This is a genomic window from Acinetobacter sp. ANC 4636 (assembly GCF_054454555.1).
Map to the genome: position 1 here is coordinate 85112 of NZ_JBTKVD010000011.1, position 17652 is coordinate 102763.

At 42.4% G+C, this 17652-nt stretch carries 17 protein-coding genes; 5 read left to right on the forward strand and 12 right to left on the reverse strand.

Translation table 11 applies throughout. The features are described from left to right. The 11 genes from nuoL to ndhC form a co-directional block, all read right to left on the reverse strand. Complete coding sequence (gene nuoL, locus ACX1N5_RS12280; protein WP_458802712.1) at nucleotides 1-1896, reverse strand: NADH-quinone oxidoreductase subunit L; 1896 nt, start codon at nucleotides 1894-1896, stop codon at nucleotides 1-3. After that, entirely contained in the window at nucleotides 1893-2201 is a 309-nt protein-coding gene (gene nuoK / locus ACX1N5_RS12285) for an NADH-quinone oxidoreductase subunit NuoK (protein WP_004750668.1), read from the reverse strand. Before nuoK ends, nuoL begins: the two co-directional genes overlap by 4 nt. Beyond that, nucleotides 2201-2716 carry an NADH-quinone oxidoreductase subunit J gene (gene nuoJ / locus ACX1N5_RS12290; protein ID WP_171458185.1) on the reverse strand — a complete coding sequence of 172 codons (516 nt, stop codon included), beginning with the start codon at nucleotides 2714-2716 and terminating at the stop codon, nucleotides 2201-2203. Before nuoJ ends, nuoK begins: the two co-directional genes overlap by 1 nt. Further along, nucleotides 2716-3258 carry an NADH-quinone oxidoreductase subunit NuoI gene (nuoI, locus tag ACX1N5_RS12295; protein ID WP_004750662.1) on the reverse strand — a complete coding sequence of 181 codons (543 nt, stop codon included), beginning with the start codon at nucleotides 3256-3258 and terminating at the stop codon, nucleotides 2716-2718. Before nuoI ends, nuoJ begins: the two co-directional genes overlap by 1 nt. 18 nt (nucleotides 3259-3276) lie before the next feature. After that, on the reverse strand, nucleotides 3277-4293 hold the full coding sequence (gene nuoH / locus ACX1N5_RS12300; RefSeq protein WP_116728698.1) for an NADH-quinone oxidoreductase subunit NuoH: 1017 nt from the start codon (nucleotides 4291-4293) through the stop codon (nucleotides 3277-3279). 2 nt (nucleotides 4294-4295) lie between these two features. Continuing rightward, on the reverse strand, nucleotides 4296-6980 hold the full coding sequence (gene nuoG / locus ACX1N5_RS12305) for an NADH-quinone oxidoreductase subunit NuoG (protein WP_131382190.1): 2685 nt from the start codon (nucleotides 6978-6980) through the stop codon (nucleotides 4296-4298). An 11-nt stretch (nucleotides 6981-6991) separates the two neighbouring features. Continuing rightward, complete coding sequence (gene nuoF / locus ACX1N5_RS12310; RefSeq protein ID WP_004750657.1) at nucleotides 6992-8323, reverse strand: NADH-quinone oxidoreductase subunit NuoF; 1332 nt, start codon at nucleotides 8321-8323, stop codon at nucleotides 6992-6994. Further along, nucleotides 8320-8829, reverse strand: a complete 510-nt coding sequence (nuoE, locus tag ACX1N5_RS12315; protein ID WP_004750654.1) for an NADH-quinone oxidoreductase subunit NuoE — start codon at nucleotides 8827-8829, stop codon at nucleotides 8320-8322. The genes nuoF and nuoE overlap by 4 nt, the downstream gene beginning before the upstream one ends. 13 nt (nucleotides 8830-8842) lie before the next feature. After that, on the reverse strand, nucleotides 8843-10633 hold the full coding sequence (gene nuoC / locus ACX1N5_RS12320) for an NADH-quinone oxidoreductase subunit C/D (RefSeq protein WP_004750652.1): 1791 nt from the start codon (nucleotides 10631-10633) through the stop codon (nucleotides 8843-8845). 87 nt (nucleotides 10634-10720) lie between these two features. Beyond that, nucleotides 10721-11398: a NuoB/complex I 20 kDa subunit family protein gene (locus ACX1N5_RS12325; protein ID WP_004750650.1), complete on the reverse strand. Its 678-nt coding sequence runs from the start codon at nucleotides 11396-11398 to the stop codon at nucleotides 10721-10723. A 6-nt stretch (nucleotides 11399-11404) separates the two neighbouring features. Next, nucleotides 11405-11941: an NADH-quinone oxidoreductase subunit A gene (gene ndhC / locus ACX1N5_RS12330; protein ID WP_004750648.1), complete on the reverse strand. Its 537-nt coding sequence runs from the start codon at nucleotides 11939-11941 to the stop codon at nucleotides 11405-11407. Nucleotides 11942-12596: 655 nt separating this feature from the next. Between ndhC and ACX1N5_RS12335 the strand changes: the two genes are divergently transcribed. Continuing rightward, the gene (locus ACX1N5_RS12335) at nucleotides 12597-12950 is read left to right on the forward strand and encodes a hypothetical protein (protein WP_458802717.1); all 354 of its coding nucleotides are present in this window, start codon (nucleotides 12597-12599) and stop codon (nucleotides 12948-12950) included. 60 nt (nucleotides 12951-13010) lie between these two features. Here ACX1N5_RS12335 and ACX1N5_RS12340 read toward each other — a convergent pair whose 3' ends face one another. After that, a complete protein-coding gene (locus ACX1N5_RS12340; RefSeq protein ID WP_131382193.1) occupies nucleotides 13011-13688 on the reverse strand; it encodes an OmpA family protein in 678 nt (225 codons plus the stop codon). 239 nt (nucleotides 13689-13927) lie between these two features. Here ACX1N5_RS12340 and ACX1N5_RS12345 point away from each other — a divergent pair, with 239 nt between their 5' ends. The 4 genes from ACX1N5_RS12345 to minD all read left to right on the forward strand — a co-directional run bounded on the left by ACX1N5_RS12345 (nucleotide 13928) and on the right by minD (nucleotide 17652). Further along, nucleotides 13928-14845 carry an acyltransferase gene (locus ACX1N5_RS12345; protein ID WP_458802719.1) on the forward strand — a complete coding sequence of 306 codons (918 nt, stop codon included), beginning with the start codon at nucleotides 13928-13930 and terminating at the stop codon, nucleotides 14843-14845. Nucleotides 14846-14861: 16 nt separating this feature from the next. Beyond that, complete coding sequence (locus ACX1N5_RS12350) at nucleotides 14862-15902, forward strand: preprotein translocase subunit SecA (protein ID WP_458802721.1); 1041 nt, start codon at nucleotides 14862-14864, stop codon at nucleotides 15900-15902. 151 nt (nucleotides 15903-16053) lie between these two features. Continuing rightward, the gene (minC, locus tag ACX1N5_RS12355) at nucleotides 16054-16767 is read left to right on the forward strand and encodes a septum site-determining protein MinC (RefSeq protein WP_116728704.1); all 714 of its coding nucleotides are present in this window, start codon (nucleotides 16054-16056) and stop codon (nucleotides 16765-16767) included. 72 nt (nucleotides 16768-16839) lie between these two features. Further along, nucleotides 16840-17652, forward strand: coding sequence for a septum site-determining protein MinD (minD, locus tag ACX1N5_RS12360; protein ID WP_004750636.1), 813 nt, complete (start codon nucleotides 16840-16842; stop codon nucleotides 17650-17652).

The window sequence follows — 17652 nt, forward strand, 5'->3', positions numbered from 1 at the left end:
TTATTTCCCCACTACCTGAACAACGATCAGGATCATCAGTAACACCACAATACCCAGTGACATACTTGATGCGTATTCACGCAATGATCCAGTTTGACGTGAACTTGTGAAACTGTTACCACCTTTCACTAAAGCTGGTAATACAAGCCACAAACTATCAATCGGATCACGACCTAAAATCTTCGCGATTAGTAAATAAGGTTGTACGAAAACGAGGTTATATAAAGCATCGAAACCGAACGCATTACGCCAGATGTGAGCAATACCGGCACCCAATGAGGTTTGAGCAAAAGCTTTAACCGCACCATAAGCAAAGGCGAATAGCACCACACCAATCACTAGACCTACCAAGGCAACGCCGACAGCAGTATGCTCTGCACCTTTAACCAGTACTTCAACATTCTCAGGAACTTCAAATGCTGGAATACGTGCTGAAGTCAGTAATTTTTCAACAGGCGCTTTCAGTAATGCGCCTACACCTGTAGACAGTACCAATAGAATTGATAGTGGTGCCCAGTACGTAACACCCTTGATCTCGTGCGCATGAGTTTTTTCTTCACCAAAGAATACAACCCAGATTAAGCGGAATGTATAAATTGAAGTTAAGAATGCACCTGCAACACCGACCCAGTACAAGCTGTTATAAAGTGGAAGATTTGCCAACATGCCGTGCGCATAAACTTCACCCAAGATCGCATCTTTAGAGAAGAAGCCCACAGTTAGGAATGGAATTGCTGCTAACGCACCACCACCTACAACGAAACATGCAAATACGAATGGAATCTTTTTCCAAAGACCACCCATTTTGAAAATGTTTTGTTCGTGATGACATGCCAAGATCACCGCACCAGAAGACAAGAATAATAATGCCTTAAAGAATGCATGCGCCAACATATGGAACAGACCAGCCTGGTATGCTTCAGCACCCACTGCCATAAACATATAACCTAACTGACTCATGGTTGAGTAAGCCAAGATACGTTTGATATCGGTTTGTACCAATGCTGCAAAACCAGCCACCAGCAAGGTAATTGCACCTGTTACAGAAATAAACTGCATCACTTCAGGTGCCATTTCAAACACAGTGTGCATACGACAAGTTAAGTACACACCTGCGGTAACCATAGTCGCAGCATGGATCAATGCAGAAACAGGAGTTGGACCTGCCATCGCATCGGCTAACCAAGTTTGTAGTGGAATCTGTGCAGATTTACCCGCAGCACCCAAGAACAACATCAATGCTGTCCAGATAGCTAGTGAGTGATTTCCTGCAAGAACAAGGTGTGCATTTGCCACAATTGTTGCAATATGCAAAGTACCAAACTGTTGATAAAGCAAGAATAACGCGACCAATAAGAAAACGTCACCCACACGTGTAACGGTAAATGCTTTGATCGCAGCCCAACCATTGTCTGGATTTGAATAATAAAAACCAATCAATAAGTATGAGCAAAGACCTACACCTTCCCAGCCAAGGAACAATAACGCAAGGTTATCACCAAGAACCAAAACCAACATGCTCGCAACGAACAGGTTGAAGTAAGAGAAGAAACGTGCATAGCCATCTTCACCACGCATATACCATGATGCAAAGATGTGAATCAGGAAACCTACACCTGTGATCATGCCTGTCATTAACAATGACAGACCATCAAGATGTAGACTCACTTCTGGTGCCAATGTACCAACACTGAACCATGTCCATAGATGTTGTACTACAGCTGTTGAACCGCTGTTGACAAACTCTAGCCCCGCAATCAATGCAAATAATGCAGACAGCCCCACTGAACCTACGCCAATAATCGCAGCAATATTTTCAGAAAGTTTATCGCGACCCGCCGCTAATAAAATAAAGCCGATTAGCGGAAATAAGATTGTTAAATATAAATAACTCATCCGCGCATCTCACTCGCAGCATCCACATCCAAATGATGGAAGCGATGATAAAACTGAAGGACGATCGCTAAACCAATACAAGCCTCGGCAGCTGCCAATGTCAAAATTAAGATAAACATAATCTGACCGTCAGCTTGTCCCCAAACACTTCCTGCCAGCACAAAGGCTAATGCAGCAGCGTTCATCATGATCTCAAGACTCATCAATATAAATAGAAAGTTGCGACGCACCATTACACCGTAGAACCCAAGTGCAAAAAGAACGGTTGCAACAATCAAACCGTGTTCCAAAGGGATATTACCCATCAGTCTTGTTCCTCTTCACCTGGTTCACGTTTACCTAAATGGAATGCTGCAACAAGTGCTGCGAGCAATAGCATTGCGGCAATTTCAACCAACAATAAATATTGGGTAAATAACGCTTGACCCACTGCTTTTGGTCCAATCACTGCTTTACCTAGCAATGCACCTGCTGGTGTGTAATCACTGCTGATCATCCACACCAAGGTCAAACCCAATAAGAAGCTCAACAATGCAGGTACAGCCCAAGCATCAGACGTTAACCATTTACGCTCTTGCTCGACCGTGTGTTGCCCCAAGTTCAGCATCATCACCACGAAAACGAACAAAACCATAATTGCGCCAGCATACACAATCACTTCAAGTGCGCCTGCAAACGGCGCACCCACGATCATGAAAATACCTGCAACAGCAAGTAAAGAAATAATAAGGTTTAAAAGTGCATGTACAGGGTTCGCATTAGTTACAACACGAACTGTAGAAACAATGGCCACAAGAGCCATTAAATAAAATGGCCACATCATGGTAATAAGCTCCGTACATCGACAGGTGCGCTTTCTTTTTGCGCTTGTCCTTTTTCTTTACCGTTAATTGCCATACCTGTTACACGATAGAAGTTGTAATCAGGATATTTACCTGGGCCAGAAATCAGTAAGTTTTCTTTTTCATAAACAAGATCTTGACGCACATATTCAGCCAACTCAAAGTCTGGCGTTAACTGAATTGCAGTCGTTGGGCATGCTTCTTCACACATACCGCAGAAAATACAACGTGAAAAGTTGATACGGAAAAATTCTGGATACCAACGACCATCTTCTTTTTCTGCTTTCTGTAATGAAATACAACCTACAGGGCAAGCAACCGCACACAAGTTACAGGCAACACAGCGCTCTTCGCCATCTGGATCACGTGTCAGGACGATACGACCACGATAACGTGGCGGTACGATCTGCTCGGCGGGTACTTCTGGATATAAAATGGTGTCACGTTTGCGCGTTGCATGGCTAAATACCATCCACAACGAGCGAACGACAGACCCTACACCAGCTAGAATTTTAAACATAATGTTCTCCCTGCTGTCTTAGGCCGCATGCTTCAATAGAATAACAGCACCAGTTACCAATAAGTTAACCAACGCCAATGGCAAGCAGATTTTCCATCCGAAGTTCATGACTTGGTCATAACGTGGACGAATTAAAGCACCACGTGCCAAGATGAACATCATGACAAAGAAAGCAGTTTTGATAATGAACCAGAAACCTGCTGGAATAAATGGAATATCCAAGTTAAATGGTGCAAGCCATCCACCGAAGAATAACGTTACGATCAATGATGAAATTAGAATGATGTTGATGTATTCAGCAACGAAGAACATCCCCCATTTCATACCACCGTATTCAACATGGTAACCTTCTGACAATTCTTGCTCTGCTTCAGGTTGGTCAAATGGATGACGGTGAGTCACCGCAACACCTGCAACCACAAACACCAAGAAACCAACAAACTGAGGAATGATGTTCCACATATCGCGTTGTGATTCAACAATCTCACGCATGTTGAAGGAACCTGCAATTGCAACCACACCCATTAGGGAAATACCCAAGAACACTTCATAAGAAATGGTCTGTGCAGAAGAACGTAGCGCACCGAGTAAGGCATATTTGTTGTTAGAAGACCAACCACCGAACAATACTGCATAGACTGCAATACCTGCCATTGCCATAAAGAACAATAGCCCGATGCTCATATCTGCTACACCCATAAACGGGCTTACAGGAATCACCATGTAAGACAGCACAGCCGTTGCCATCGCAACAGCAGGCGCTAAACGGAATGTTAATTTATCTGCAAACTTTGGTGTCCAGTCTTCTTTGAACATGATTTTCAGCATGTCGGCAACAATTTGTAGTGAACCAAATGGACCTACACGGTTTGGACCATAGCGGTCTTGCCACAAACCTAAAAGACGACGTTCAACAAAAGACATCAGCGCTGCAAAAATTACAACGACCAATAAAATCAGAATTGCTTGCACAACCATATAGGCGATTGGCCAATCTGTTGCCCATACAGGTAGAGCGCGTAAATTTTCGTGCATGATTACACTCCTACCGACACAGCAACAGGTTCAGCCAAAGAAACTGTTGGCGCTAAACCAATCGGATAACCAATATAGCCAGTTGGCAAGTATTCAATCACTTGCACAGGTAAGCTAATGCTGGTTTCCCCTGCTTTTACGGTAATTTTTTGACCATCTTGAAGATTTAAACGAGATGCATCTTGTTCACCAACAGCAAAAACTGCTTCTGGAATGCGTGACTGCATTGCAGGTGTTTTGATGGTAAATTCACCTGAAGCAAAAATATGATGCATTGGAACCAAACGGAAGCTATCTGGGTTGGTCAGAACCGCAGAAGGAGCAACATAGCTACGTGCTGGACGTTTTGGTAAGCGATCAAATAGACGAATACCTGCGTCACCACCTTTCAAGTGACCACCCACTTCATCTTGGTATTTGTTCCAAGATTGTGGAGAGTTCCAACCTGGTGCCCATGCAAATGGTACCAACGATGCCGCTTTTTGTGACCCTACATAACCTTCCATTGAGAAAGTTAATGCTGAGTCAACATCAACAGGTTGTTTTGGTTCATGCACAGAGATTTGCGCACGTAATGCTGTACGACCTGAATAACGGCGTGGTTCACGCGCAATTTTCAAACCATGAACACGATAGCCTGCATCTGGAGCAACATCTTGAATTGCTTCAAGTACTGGTACATTTTTCACGACAGATTCAATCACGTCATCGAGTAATGTCCAGTCAATCGCTTTACCGCGTAGACCCGTTTCAATCGCATGCAACCAGCGCCATGATTCTTTAATCGCGTATTCTGGTTTGTAGTAGCTTGGATCATAAACTTGATAGAAGCGTTGCGCACGACCTTCTTGGCTAACCACTGTACCATCGCCTTCAGCAAAGCTTGCTGCTGACAATACAATGTTGGCTGCTTTCACAGTTTCAGTTTCGCTGTGATCAAGCACAATCACATCTTGTGCTTTAGCAAACGCAGCTTGAACTTGAGTTGCAGGCAAACGACGGAAAAGATCATTCTCAACCACAACAACAGTGTCATAGTCTTGTGCAAAAGCTTGCTCTAGGCTTAAACCACCAAACAGTGCCAGACCCATTGAGTTCACTTCAGGAACAACCAAAGTTAAACCTGCTGTTGCACCCAAGTTTTGAGTCAACTGAGCCGCTGCTTCCATAATCGCTGGATCTTGTAGGCTTGTACCTGCAATCACCAATGGTTTTTTCGCAGCTTTCAACGTATCTGCAATCGTTTGTGCAAATGCTTTGGTATCATCATCTAGACCCAGAACATTTTCACCTTTGACTGCTGCTGCAACTGCAAAGCCTAAACGTGCGATGTCATTTGGAGAAGCAACCACTTCACCTGTCGCTACATCAGCTAAACGCGTTTGTGTCGCTGCCAAGATATAAATCGGAGATTTTTCATCTTGACCAATACGTGCAACAGGTTCAGCTAACCAGTCTGGTGTACGACGATCTGCTGCCATTTGTTTAGCTTTGTTTTTCGCAGCTTGGCGAACAGACAATGCCATACGTGGTGCAGTTTGAGTTAGATCTTCACCCAAAATGAGTACCGCATCATAACTTTCAACTTCACGTAAAGTTGGGTTATAGATACCTTCGGTTTGCATGATTGATGCAGCAAGTTCAACCAATGACTGCTCTTTTTGCGTCATCCCTGTTGAATAATTGTCTGAACCCACCAATTCACGTAGCGCATAGTTAGATTCAAGGCTCGCACGTGGAGAACCGATACCCAAGACTTTTTTGCCTTGTAATTTAGCAATCACAGCATCAAGTGCCTGATCAACTGAAACAGTTGTCACTTCAGCTTGGTTGCGCAATTGTGGCTGACGTGGACGATCTGCACGGTTAACATAACCTGTACCGAAACGACCTTTGTCACACAAGAAGTATTGGTTTACGTCACCATTGAAACGGTTTTCTATACGACGTAATTCACCATAACGCTCGCCTGGAGAAATGTTACAGCCTGAAGAACAACCTTGGCATACGCTTGGCGCATACTGCATGTCCCACTTACGGTTATAACGCTCTGAGTGAGTTTTATCGGTAAATACACCTGTTGGACACACTTCAGTCAAGTTACCAGAGAACTCAGACTCTAAAACACCTGATTCTGGACGACCGAAGTACACACGTGATGCATTGGCATATACGCCAAAGTCCGTACCACCTGCGTAGTCTTTATAGTAACGAACACAACGATAACACGCGATACAACGGTTCATTTCATGTGCAATAAATGAACCCAGTTCTTGGTTGTGGTGTGTACGCTTGGTGAAACGGTAACGACGACGGTCATGACCTGTCATCACTGTCATATCTTGTAAATGACAATGACCACCTTCTTCACAGACTGGACAGTCATGTGGGTGGTTTGTCATCAAGAATTCAACCACGGACTCACGGAAACTTACCGCTTCTTTGTCTTCGATTGAAATATAGGTATTGTCGGAAGCAGGCGTCATACAAGACATCACAAGACGTCCGCGTGTGTCCTCAGGGTTTGCATACTGAGTGACAGCACATTGACGGCAAGAACCAACAGAACCTAAGGATGGGTGCCAGCAAAAATATGGGATATCAATTCCCAGAGACAAGCATGCTTGCAGCAAGTTCTCTGACCCATTAACTTCGTACTGTTTTCCATCGACATGAATTGTAGCCATAGTCGAATTCCTTAAGCTTGTGCTACGTTGCTAGTTTGAGCTACAGGACGATCTGTCACTTTTGCTTCAAACTCGCTACGGAAATGTTTGAGTGCGCCCATTAATGGCTCCATCGCACCAGGTGCGTGAGCACAGAAAGTTTTGCCAATCCACAACTTACGGGTCAGTTCCTGAAGATGTTGAATGTCTTCCATCTTCCCTTCACCGTTTTCAAGTGCTTTAAGCGCTTTCACTGCCCAAGGTAAGCCATCACGGCAAGGTGTACACCAGCCACATGATTCACGTGCAAAGAACTCTTCTAGGTTACGTGTTGCTGAAACCATACATTGCGTTTCATCTACGACCATGAGCAAACAAGTTCCTAAACGTGAACCTGCTTTCATGATGCTTTCAGCATCCATTGGAAGATCAATGTGTTCAGCAGCCAAGAAGTCTGTAGACGCGCCGCCTGGCAACCATGCCTTGAGTTTAAGACCATCACGCATACCGCCAGCATGATCTTCGATCACTTCTCGTGCGGTTGTACCAAATGGCAACTCCCAAAGACCAGGGAACTTGACTTTACCCGATGCACCGTAGATTTTCGTACCAGGATCTTTCGATTTACCTGCTGACAAACCGATATACCATTCTGGACCACGTAGCAGAATTGCTGGCAAGTTATTGTAGGTCTCAACGTTGTTAACAATCGTTGGACGACCCCAAGCGCCTGCAACTTGTGGGAATGGTGGTTTGGTACGTGGGTTAGCACGGCGACCTTCTAAAGAGTTAATCAATGCAGTTTCTTCACCACAGATATAACGTCCTGCACCAGTGTGCACATACAGTTCGAAATTCCAACCTGTATCTAGAATGTTGTCACCCAAATAACCTTTAGCACGAACTTGTTCTAAGGCTTCATTCAGGTACTGCGCAGCTTCGATGTATTCGCCGCGAATAAAGATATAACCTTGGGTCGCTTCTAAGGTATATGCTGCAATCAGCATACCTTCGATCAACTGATGAGGAAGTCTTTCCATCAACAGACGGTCTTTAAACGTACCTGGTTCCATCTCATCGGCATTACAGATTAGGTAACGAGGACCACCATCATTTGGTGCCATCAATGACCATTTAATCCCTGCTGGGAAACCTGCACCACCACGCCCTTTTACGGTTGCAGCTTTAATGACTTCCAGCACATCTTTCGGTGGCATGGTAATCGCTTTTTTAAAGCCCGCATAACCTTCTAGCGCTTCGTAATCATCCGCATTACGCACATGTTCTTGTTTGCTTAAGCGCCAAGTCAGTGGATGCGTTTCTGGGTTACCGTCGCCATAAATTGGTTTTGGTTCAGTATTCATACATACTTCTCCAATAACTGTTTGATTGAAGTCACTTCAACCAATCCATGAGTATCTTCATCAATCATCAAGGTTGGACCTTTATCACAGTTGCCCAAACAGCAAATCGGCAATAAAGTGAAACGGTTATCTGCCGTTGTTTGTCCAAACTGAATACCTAATTCACGCTGAAATGCTTCAGCCAAGGTTTCAGCGCCCATCAAGAAACATGCGATTGAATCACAGAGTAAAATGACGTGGCGACCTACAGGTTGGCGATAGATACGGTTATAGAATGTTGCTACACCTTCTAAATCGGCAACACTGATCGTGAGGAGCTGCGCAATCGCATTTAATTGTGCATCATCTACCCAACCATTACGGCGTTGTACACACTTCAAAGCATCAAGTGATGCTGCACGTGGGTATGGATAATGATCAATGTGATGTTCAATCTCATGGATTTCGTCCGCAGTCAAAATCCCTTCAACATTCACACGTGGCTTTTTATCAGTCAAAATCATCATAATGCGTTACCCCTTAGCGATCCACATCAGCCATAACCACGTCAATGGTTGCCAAGTAAATGATCAAGTCAGACACCAAACTGCCATTAATCACCGAAGGAATTTGCTGTAGGTGAGTAAATGTTGGTGTACGAATACGCGTACGATAACTCATGGTTGCCTTGTCAGAGGTCAAGTAATAGTTACTTGCACCTTTCACCACTTCTGCCATTACAGATGCCTCACCAGCTGGCATGACAGGACCCCAAGAAACGCTCAAGAAGTGCGTAATCAAGGTTTCAATGTCTTGTAATGTCTTGTCTTTCGGTGGTGGAACAGCCAGTGGATGATCCGCTTTGTATGGACCAGATGGCATGTTGTCTAAACATTGCTTCACGATTTTCAATGATTCACGAATTTCATGGAAGTGAACCATCACACGTGCATAAGCATCACCTTCGTATTCAACAGGCACTTCAAAGTCGTAATTTTCATAGCCGCTATATGGGCGGTATTTACGAACGTCAAAGTCAATCCCTGTCGCACGCAGACCTGTACCGGTCACACCCCAAGCCAATGCAGATTTCGCATCGTACTGAGCAACATTACGGGTACGACCAATAAACACAGAGTTCTTTAACGCTGCTTTATGGTATTCATCCAAACGCTTAGGCATCCAGTCCAGAATTTCACGAATCAGATGTTGCCAGTTATTTGGAAGGTCGTGTGCAGTACCGCCGATACGGAACCAAGCTGGATGCATACGGAAACCAGTAATGGCTTCAATCGCATCATAAATTTTTTGACGGTCAGCAAACATATAGAATACTGGTGTCATACCACCCGTATCCTGAATCGCTGTACCAATGTAGAGCAAGTGGTTATTGATACGGAATAATTCCGACATCATTACACGGATACATTGTGCGCGATCAGGCACTTTAATGCCTGCAAGCTGCTCCACACCCATAACATAAGGCATGTTTTGCGCACAACCACCCAAGTAGTCTACACGGTCAGTGTAAGGAATAAATGAGTGCCATGTTTGACGTTCAGCCATCTTTTCCACACCACGGTGGTGATAACCGATATCAGGAACACAGTCTTTCACTTCTTCGCCATCGAGCTGCAAGATCACACGGAATGCACCATGCGCAGATGGATGGTTAGGACCCAAGTTCAAGAACATAAAGTCCTCGTCCTTGTTACCACGCTTCAGTCCCCAATCTTCGGGAACAAAACGCAAGTGTTCTTGTTCGAAATCTTGTTTCGCCTTGTTTTGCATATAAGGCGTATATTCCGTTGCACGTGCAGAATATTCTTTACGTAGCGGATGCCCTTCCCAATAGGTTGGCAACAAGATACGACGCAACATTGGATGACCGTCAAACTTGACACCGAACATGTCATAAACTTCACGTTCGTACCAGTTAGCATTTGGCCAAATGTTGGTTGCGGTTGGAATATTCAGATCACTCTCGTTTAAAGCGACTTTTACACGAATATCGGCATTACGCTCTAGCGATAGCAAATGATAGAACACTGTGAAATCTGATGCTGGCAACCCTTCACGATGTTGACGCAAACGTTCATCAACAGCAGACAGGTCAAAAAGCATCACGTATGGGCGTGACACGGTACGCAAGAACATTAAGACTTCTTGCACACGTGCACGCTCAACCCAGACCGTTGGAAAATCTTCACAAGTCGGTTGCACGTAGAAGTTTTCACCGAATTTGGTTTTCAGCTCTTCTACAATTGCAAATGCTGGGCGCGAATCAATTTGAGTCGATTCTTCTGGCATAGCAATTTCAGTTTCAGCCATTGGCTTGGCTTCCTTTTTAATACAAATTCTTTTTAACCCTAACGACAAATCACCCATAAGTGGGTGATGAACAGTCCATCGTTAAAATTATTTAATCTCATCCATAGAGCGTAAGTTTTTCACTGCAATACGTTCTGCATTTTTACGGTCACGTTCTGGCATCATCTTTGGCTTATACACAGGCTTAAGATCATCACCAATCACCGCAGATAATGGACGGCGCTCTAGCTGAATTTGGTCTTGCAAGAGCATTAATGCTTGGATTAATGCCTCTGGACGTGGTGGGCAACCTGGAATATAAACATCTACAGGAATGATTTTATCGACACCTTGTACAACCGAATAAATATCGTACATACCGCCAGAGTTGGCACAGGCACCCATAGAAATCACCCATTTAGGTTCAAGCATTTGTTCATACAAACGTTGAATAACAGGCGCCATTTTTACAAAGCAAGTCCCAGCCACAATCATCAAGTCAGCCTGACGTGGTGAAGCACGAATAACTTCGGCACCGAAACGTGACAAGTCATGCACACCTGTTAAGGTAGTCGCATACTCGACGTAGCAGCAAGATGTACCAAAGTTAAATGGCCAAACAGAGTTTTTACGCCCCCAGTTGACCACATTGTGCATCACATCTTCCAAACGAGTCATAAATACGTTTTTATTGACTTCTTCCTGAAGAGGATCTGTGACAATTTGACGCTCTTGAAGGGGATACTGGTCAGCCTGTGGATTGGCACGGGTTAAGGTATATTTCATCCCGTATTACTCCTTGTCAGAAGTTGCTGTGGTCTTTTTGACTCGAGATTGAGCCGGAACATGACCCGTAGGGTCTTTAACCAACTCATCAATTGAATTAAAACGCGTGATCTCTGCGATATCCATATTTGGAGAGCCAATTTTTGGTAATATGCCTGCCGCTTTACGACGGTCAAATGGCGACCAGTTCAACGCACCTACAGAAAGCGCATAAACAAGACCAATCAACAAATCGATAATAAAGACGGTTGCAGTTGAAAAACCCAACCAGCCTACTTCACGCACAGCACCAGACCATGCATAAAGATAAAGTGCTTCGATATCAAAAATGACAAAGAAGATAGCGACAAGATAAAATTTTGCAGACAGGCGAATGCGGGCACCACCAGCACCAACAATACCTGACTCAAACTGCTCTTGTTTTGAACGACCCCATGACTTACCTCCTAGGAGTAACGGAACTGTAAGCATAAAGACGCAAAGGAATGTAACGCCGATCACGAAGGCAATCGTTGCCCAATCGTATGGAGTAATGGCACTCATGCGGGGATAACTCCTGGCAGGCCTAATTTTAACAAAAAGGATGTATGTATTGGCCTAAAAATACACCAAACACAAAATTAAACACTTCAATTGTACCTGATTTATGATTTACGTTGCTAGGCTAATCTCTCTTGTTATCTCTAGCCTTTGGCATAATACTCTGTGTGGTTTTTACGCAAAAAGACGACTAAAACTGTGGTAATCCATACTTATCGATTAATACTATTATCTTTTTAAAAAGTCACTTTTTTTTCAATTATTGTATTTTTCATGCCATTTTTTACAAAAAATTGGCTTTTTTCTCTAGCAAAATACTCCAAAATTTTTACTAAATTTCATAGAAAACAAGAATAATTCTCTATTATAAAGTCATGATCTACGCTTTAATTTATTACAACCTTACAACAAATTCTTTAAATGATTTTTATACACTTACCTTGAAGAAAATCATCATCCAACAGATTTCCAATCTTAACGCACCATGCAACATTTATAAAAAATTTATCATGACGCAACATTCTAAAAACAGACCCTAGACATCTTCCACAAAAATTGTATGAGAACGCTTACGGTTACAACACAAATTTGGAAAACTATGCTATAAAAATAAAAAACACATAGAAATATCAATTAAATCAAATATAAGGATTCAACAATGAGCTTAGACATCTCGCATAAACCGAATTACTTCTTTTTTGCGCAATTACTGGTGCGTTTTATTGAAAGTCACCTACCTATTCATCCAAACACCCAGCTCAAAATCCCTTTTGATCAATTGCAGCACTTGTTTCAGAATGATCTTGCCGCAACAAGTATCAATTTGGAAGGCATACTCAATATCGCCGATGAATATAAAGTTGAAACATTATCTGGCGATCAAAGACTTATTGAGTTTTATCAGATTGATCATGAACAATTAAACTTGACTCTTGACCTGAATGCTCAGGCGATTTCCGAGCTGCTGCAAGGCAAACCGTTAATTATTCCTGATACAACACTATATGAATAAACCAACGAATAAAAAAAACCACCCTAAGGTGGTTTTTTAAACTACGTGCAAAATATTGAGTTATTTTGCTTCATAAATACTGATTTCAACACGGCGGTTTTGTTCACGACCACTCGCTGTACTATTTGATGCGATCGGGTTAGATGCACCATGCCCTTCTGAATTCACACGGCTTGATGGAACACCCTGACTAATCAAATATTGAGCGACAGCATTCGCACGGTTTTTAGACAATGGAATGTTAATTGAATCATTACCTGTGTTGTCAGTATAACCTGTGACTAAAATCGCACTCTTGTTATCTTCAGTCAAAGTTTGTGAAACTTTATTTAGAGTTGAATAGAAGTTTGGTTTGATATTATAAGAATTGGTATCAAAAGTGATGTTACCCGGCATCACCAAACCAACTGAACCGTCTGGATTACGGTTCACTTCAACCCCTGTACCTGCCATTTGCTGGCGAAGTTTTTGCTCTTTTTTATCAAGATACAAACCACCAGCAGCACCAAGAACGGCACCAATCGCAGCAGCACGGTTATTTTGTGCACTTGAATTCGCGCCAGCTCGTGATAAGCCGTAACCTGCAAGTGCACCTAAACCTGCACCAATCGCAGTTTTTTGATAATCACGGAAGCCACCGCTACTACCTGTAGCACCAGAATTCGTACCAGTGTTCATACTTTGACAACCTGACAATGCCAAAGCCCCGATGACTGTAGAAATAACCAATGCACGCATCGCATGCCTCCTTGTTGTGTTTATTTACATGTAAAAAATTATGAAAGAATATACTTTCGTAAGATACTAATTTTTTGTTAAAAAACGAGGGTTTTTTTAACAAAAAATTAGTATTTGTACCAGTTCAAGCATAAGCTCTCCTTATTTTCTACAGACTAGATACAATTTGAAAGATTTATTTTGACTCTCTCTAGGTCGATCGTTATCTTTACTATGCGAGATTTAGGCTAGGAATTTTTATGACATCTCATCGAGCCAAACAAAGTTTATTCAAAAAAATTACACGCGGCATGACTGTTGGTTCTGTCATTACAGGGAGCACATTTTTACATGGCCCTCCTGTTTTAGCCTTGGGACTCACCAAACTGTTTAAACAATCACGCAAGGTGGATGAGACCAATATTCAGATTACCAATAGCTGGTTAAGTGTAAACAATTGGCTGATTGATCATGTTTTGCCAAATACTCAGTGGGATATTCATATCGATGAGGATCTCGACCTGAACTTGCAAGGGCGTTATCTGATGCTCTGTAATCATCAAAGCTGGGTCGATACCACGGTTAATCAGTATTTCGGTTTAACCCGTATGCCATTGACGCGTTTTTTTACCAAATGGGAACTCATCTTTATTCCTTTTGTGGGGCAGGCATTTAAAATTTTGGGTTTCCCTATGATGAAGCGTCATAGCAAATCCGAGATTGCTAAAAACCCAGAGCTAAAACATCGTGACATTTTAGAAGCGCGCAAATCTTGTGAACAACTGCTCAGTCAACCATTCACATTGCTGAATTATGTCGAAGGTACACGTTTTACGCCTGAAAAACATGCTCAGCAAAAATCACCTTATCAACATTTACTCAAGCCTAAAGCTGGTGGTCTGGCATTAGCGCTAAATATTTTGGGAAATCAGGTGGATGCCTTGGTGGATATGACCATTGTCTATCCTGATGGTATTCCAGATTATAGTGAGTTCTGGCTTGGTGAAGTACCTCGTATTGCCATACATTTACGTAAAATTGACATTCCAGCATGGGTTTTAGCGGGCAGCTATGAAGATGATCGCGAATATCGCGCCAAATACCACCAGTGGCTAGCACAAATCTGGAAAGAAAAAGATCAGTTAATTAGCGACATTAAAGCCAAGTATTCCGTTTAAATAAAGACAAGGCATCATGCAAAATTCAAGAAAAGCTCCGAACTTCCAAGCGATTGACCATAACTCCTTACAGTGGAAAATCTATTTGGGTTATGACATTTTCATGATGTTTATTATAGTCTTTAATTTATTTTGCCTTGGTACAAATGCCATCCTGATGAGTAACTTTGCGAATTGGTTCACTGAACATTTGCATATTACTCATCTACTGAATTTTTATAAAAGTGCATTACATCCTTGGGTAAATAAAACAGAAGGCTGGTTTATCTGCTTTCTTGTGTTTGAATTCACAATACGCTGGGCTCTGGCAATTACACAACGCCATCATCAACGCTGGTTTTTCTTTCCATTTATTCACTGGTATGAAGTTCTTGCCATTATTCCCCTGTTACGTTTTTTGCGTTTGTTTCGCGTAGCGATTATTGCCTATCGTTTGCATGAATTGGGTTATGAGATTATTCCTGAGGCATGGCGTAAAACTGCAAAATTTTATTATCAAGTGGTTATGGAAGAATTGTCAGATCGGGTTGTGATTACGGTCATTGACGGTATTCGCTATGAACTTGATACCAGTTCCACACATAAGAAAATTATTCATGAGCTGGTTGACCGCCACCGCGAAATGTTTGCAAAAACGGCGGCTGACCTGTTACGAGAAAATATTGCAACAGAACTGCAACGCCAACAACAAGATTTAGCGCAGCATGTTGGTCAAGTTGTTGAAAAAGCTGTGATTGATACACCAGAACTGCACCAGTTATTACGTTTATTTCCGATTATTGGCAGCCGTTTAGAAGAACAGATTCAAAGTATAGGCAAACGCTTGGGTGAAAATATTACCCAAGGGCTGATTGAACCTTGGGCACAACCTCAAAGCCCGACATCCAATACTCCATATCAGCAGATTGCAGACAAAATTAGTGAGGTGGATCTCAATAATGCACAGCTTGAGCAATTGGTTGAATCTGCTGTTTATGAAAGTTTGGCTGCAATTCGCAAACAGGTCAAAATCAAGCAATGGCAAAATATCTTGATCGCTGCCGATCAAAATAAATAACAAAATGAACATGCCTGATTTTTCCCGACAAATATTCATGATTTTTTGTTGCTGGTGCTAGAGAATTACAGCAAATTGATCTAGGATTTGAGCTATTTACAACATACTTTGACTTATTACTTATTTGGTCAAAAGCCTCTAAGGAAATATCATGGCTGATATACGCATTACCGGCAGAATGGTTAATTTTACCCGATTAACCTTCGATACAAATGATCATGATGCTATTCGCCAACAACTCACTCAAATGCTCGAAGACACTGGTTCTCACGGCGCAGCGGTCATTTTAGACAGTACCGTCGAACAAGAGCTAATCGAATTAATTCAAATCCTGATTAGTCTCGATTTACAACCAATGGCCGTTATTGATGGGTTACTTGGTGATGAAGCTCGTAGTATCCAGTTCCCTGTTCTTCCTGCAGATCGTCCTTTACAAAGAATCAAGCCAACACACGAACAAGTGATTGAACAAAAGGATGATAAAGATCAAAATAGCGACAACAGTAAACAAAAATCAAACGCTGTAAATCATGTGACTTCATATCATAATGAAATGTTGCGTACGGGGCAGTGCTTAATCCAAGAGCATGGTGATGTGATCTTAAATGCCAGTATGAATAGTGGTTCAGAAGTGATTGCTTCTGGCAATATTTATATTTATGGTACAACACAAGGACGCATTATTGCTGGTGCCAGCGGTGACCCGACAGCACGTATTTTTTGTCAGTGCTTAAATGCCGAATTGGTCTCGATTGCGGGGACTTATTGTGTCGCAGACGACATTCCCGCGCATGTTGCGAAAAAAGCGGTACACATTTATTTAAATGATGAGCATGAACTTGAGTTCGAAGCGCTAGAAATCTAAGGTATGATTCGTCTTACTTAACCATTGAACATTTTATTTTAATTGCAAATGACCATAACAGGAGTGGATTCGGTGGCCAAAATTGTTGTCGTAACATCAGGCAAAGGTGGTGTAGGTAAAACTACAACAAGCGCATCATTTGCAACAGGCTTAGCCTTACGTGGTCACAAAACTGTAGTCATCGATTTTGATGTCGGTTTACGTAACTTAGACCTTATTATGGGCTGTGAACGCCGTGTTGTTTATGACTTTGTTAATGTCATCAATCATGAAGCTCGTCTACAACAAGCATTAATTCGCGATAAAGACATTGAAAACCTTTATATTTTACCTGCATCACAGACCCGTGACAAAGATGCTCTTACCGATGATGGTGTTGAGCGTGTGATGAATGAACTTGCTCAGGAATTTGACTATATTGTCTGTGACTCTCCTGCAGGTATTGAACGTGGTGCAATTTTGGCAATGTATCATGCCGATGAAGCCATTATTGTGACTAACCCAGAAATTTCCTCAGTACGCGACTCTGACCGTATTATTGGTATGCTCGATAGCAAAACTAAAAAAGTTGAGCACAATGAAGGTCGTATCCGTAAACATTTATGTATTACTCGCTTTAACCCTGAACGTGCCGATCGTCAGGAAATGCTGACGATTGATGATATTTCTAAAGATATTTTGCGTATTCCAACACTGGGCGTAATTCCTGAATGCCCAAGCGTATTACAAGCGTCCAACGAAGGTAAACCTGTCATTTTGTATACAGAGTCGTATGCTGGGCAAGCTTATGATGATTTAGTTGCCCGCTTTCTTGGAGAAGATCGTCCGTATCGTCATATTACGGTAAAACCTAAAGGCTGGCTGGCACGTTTGTTTGGAGCATAA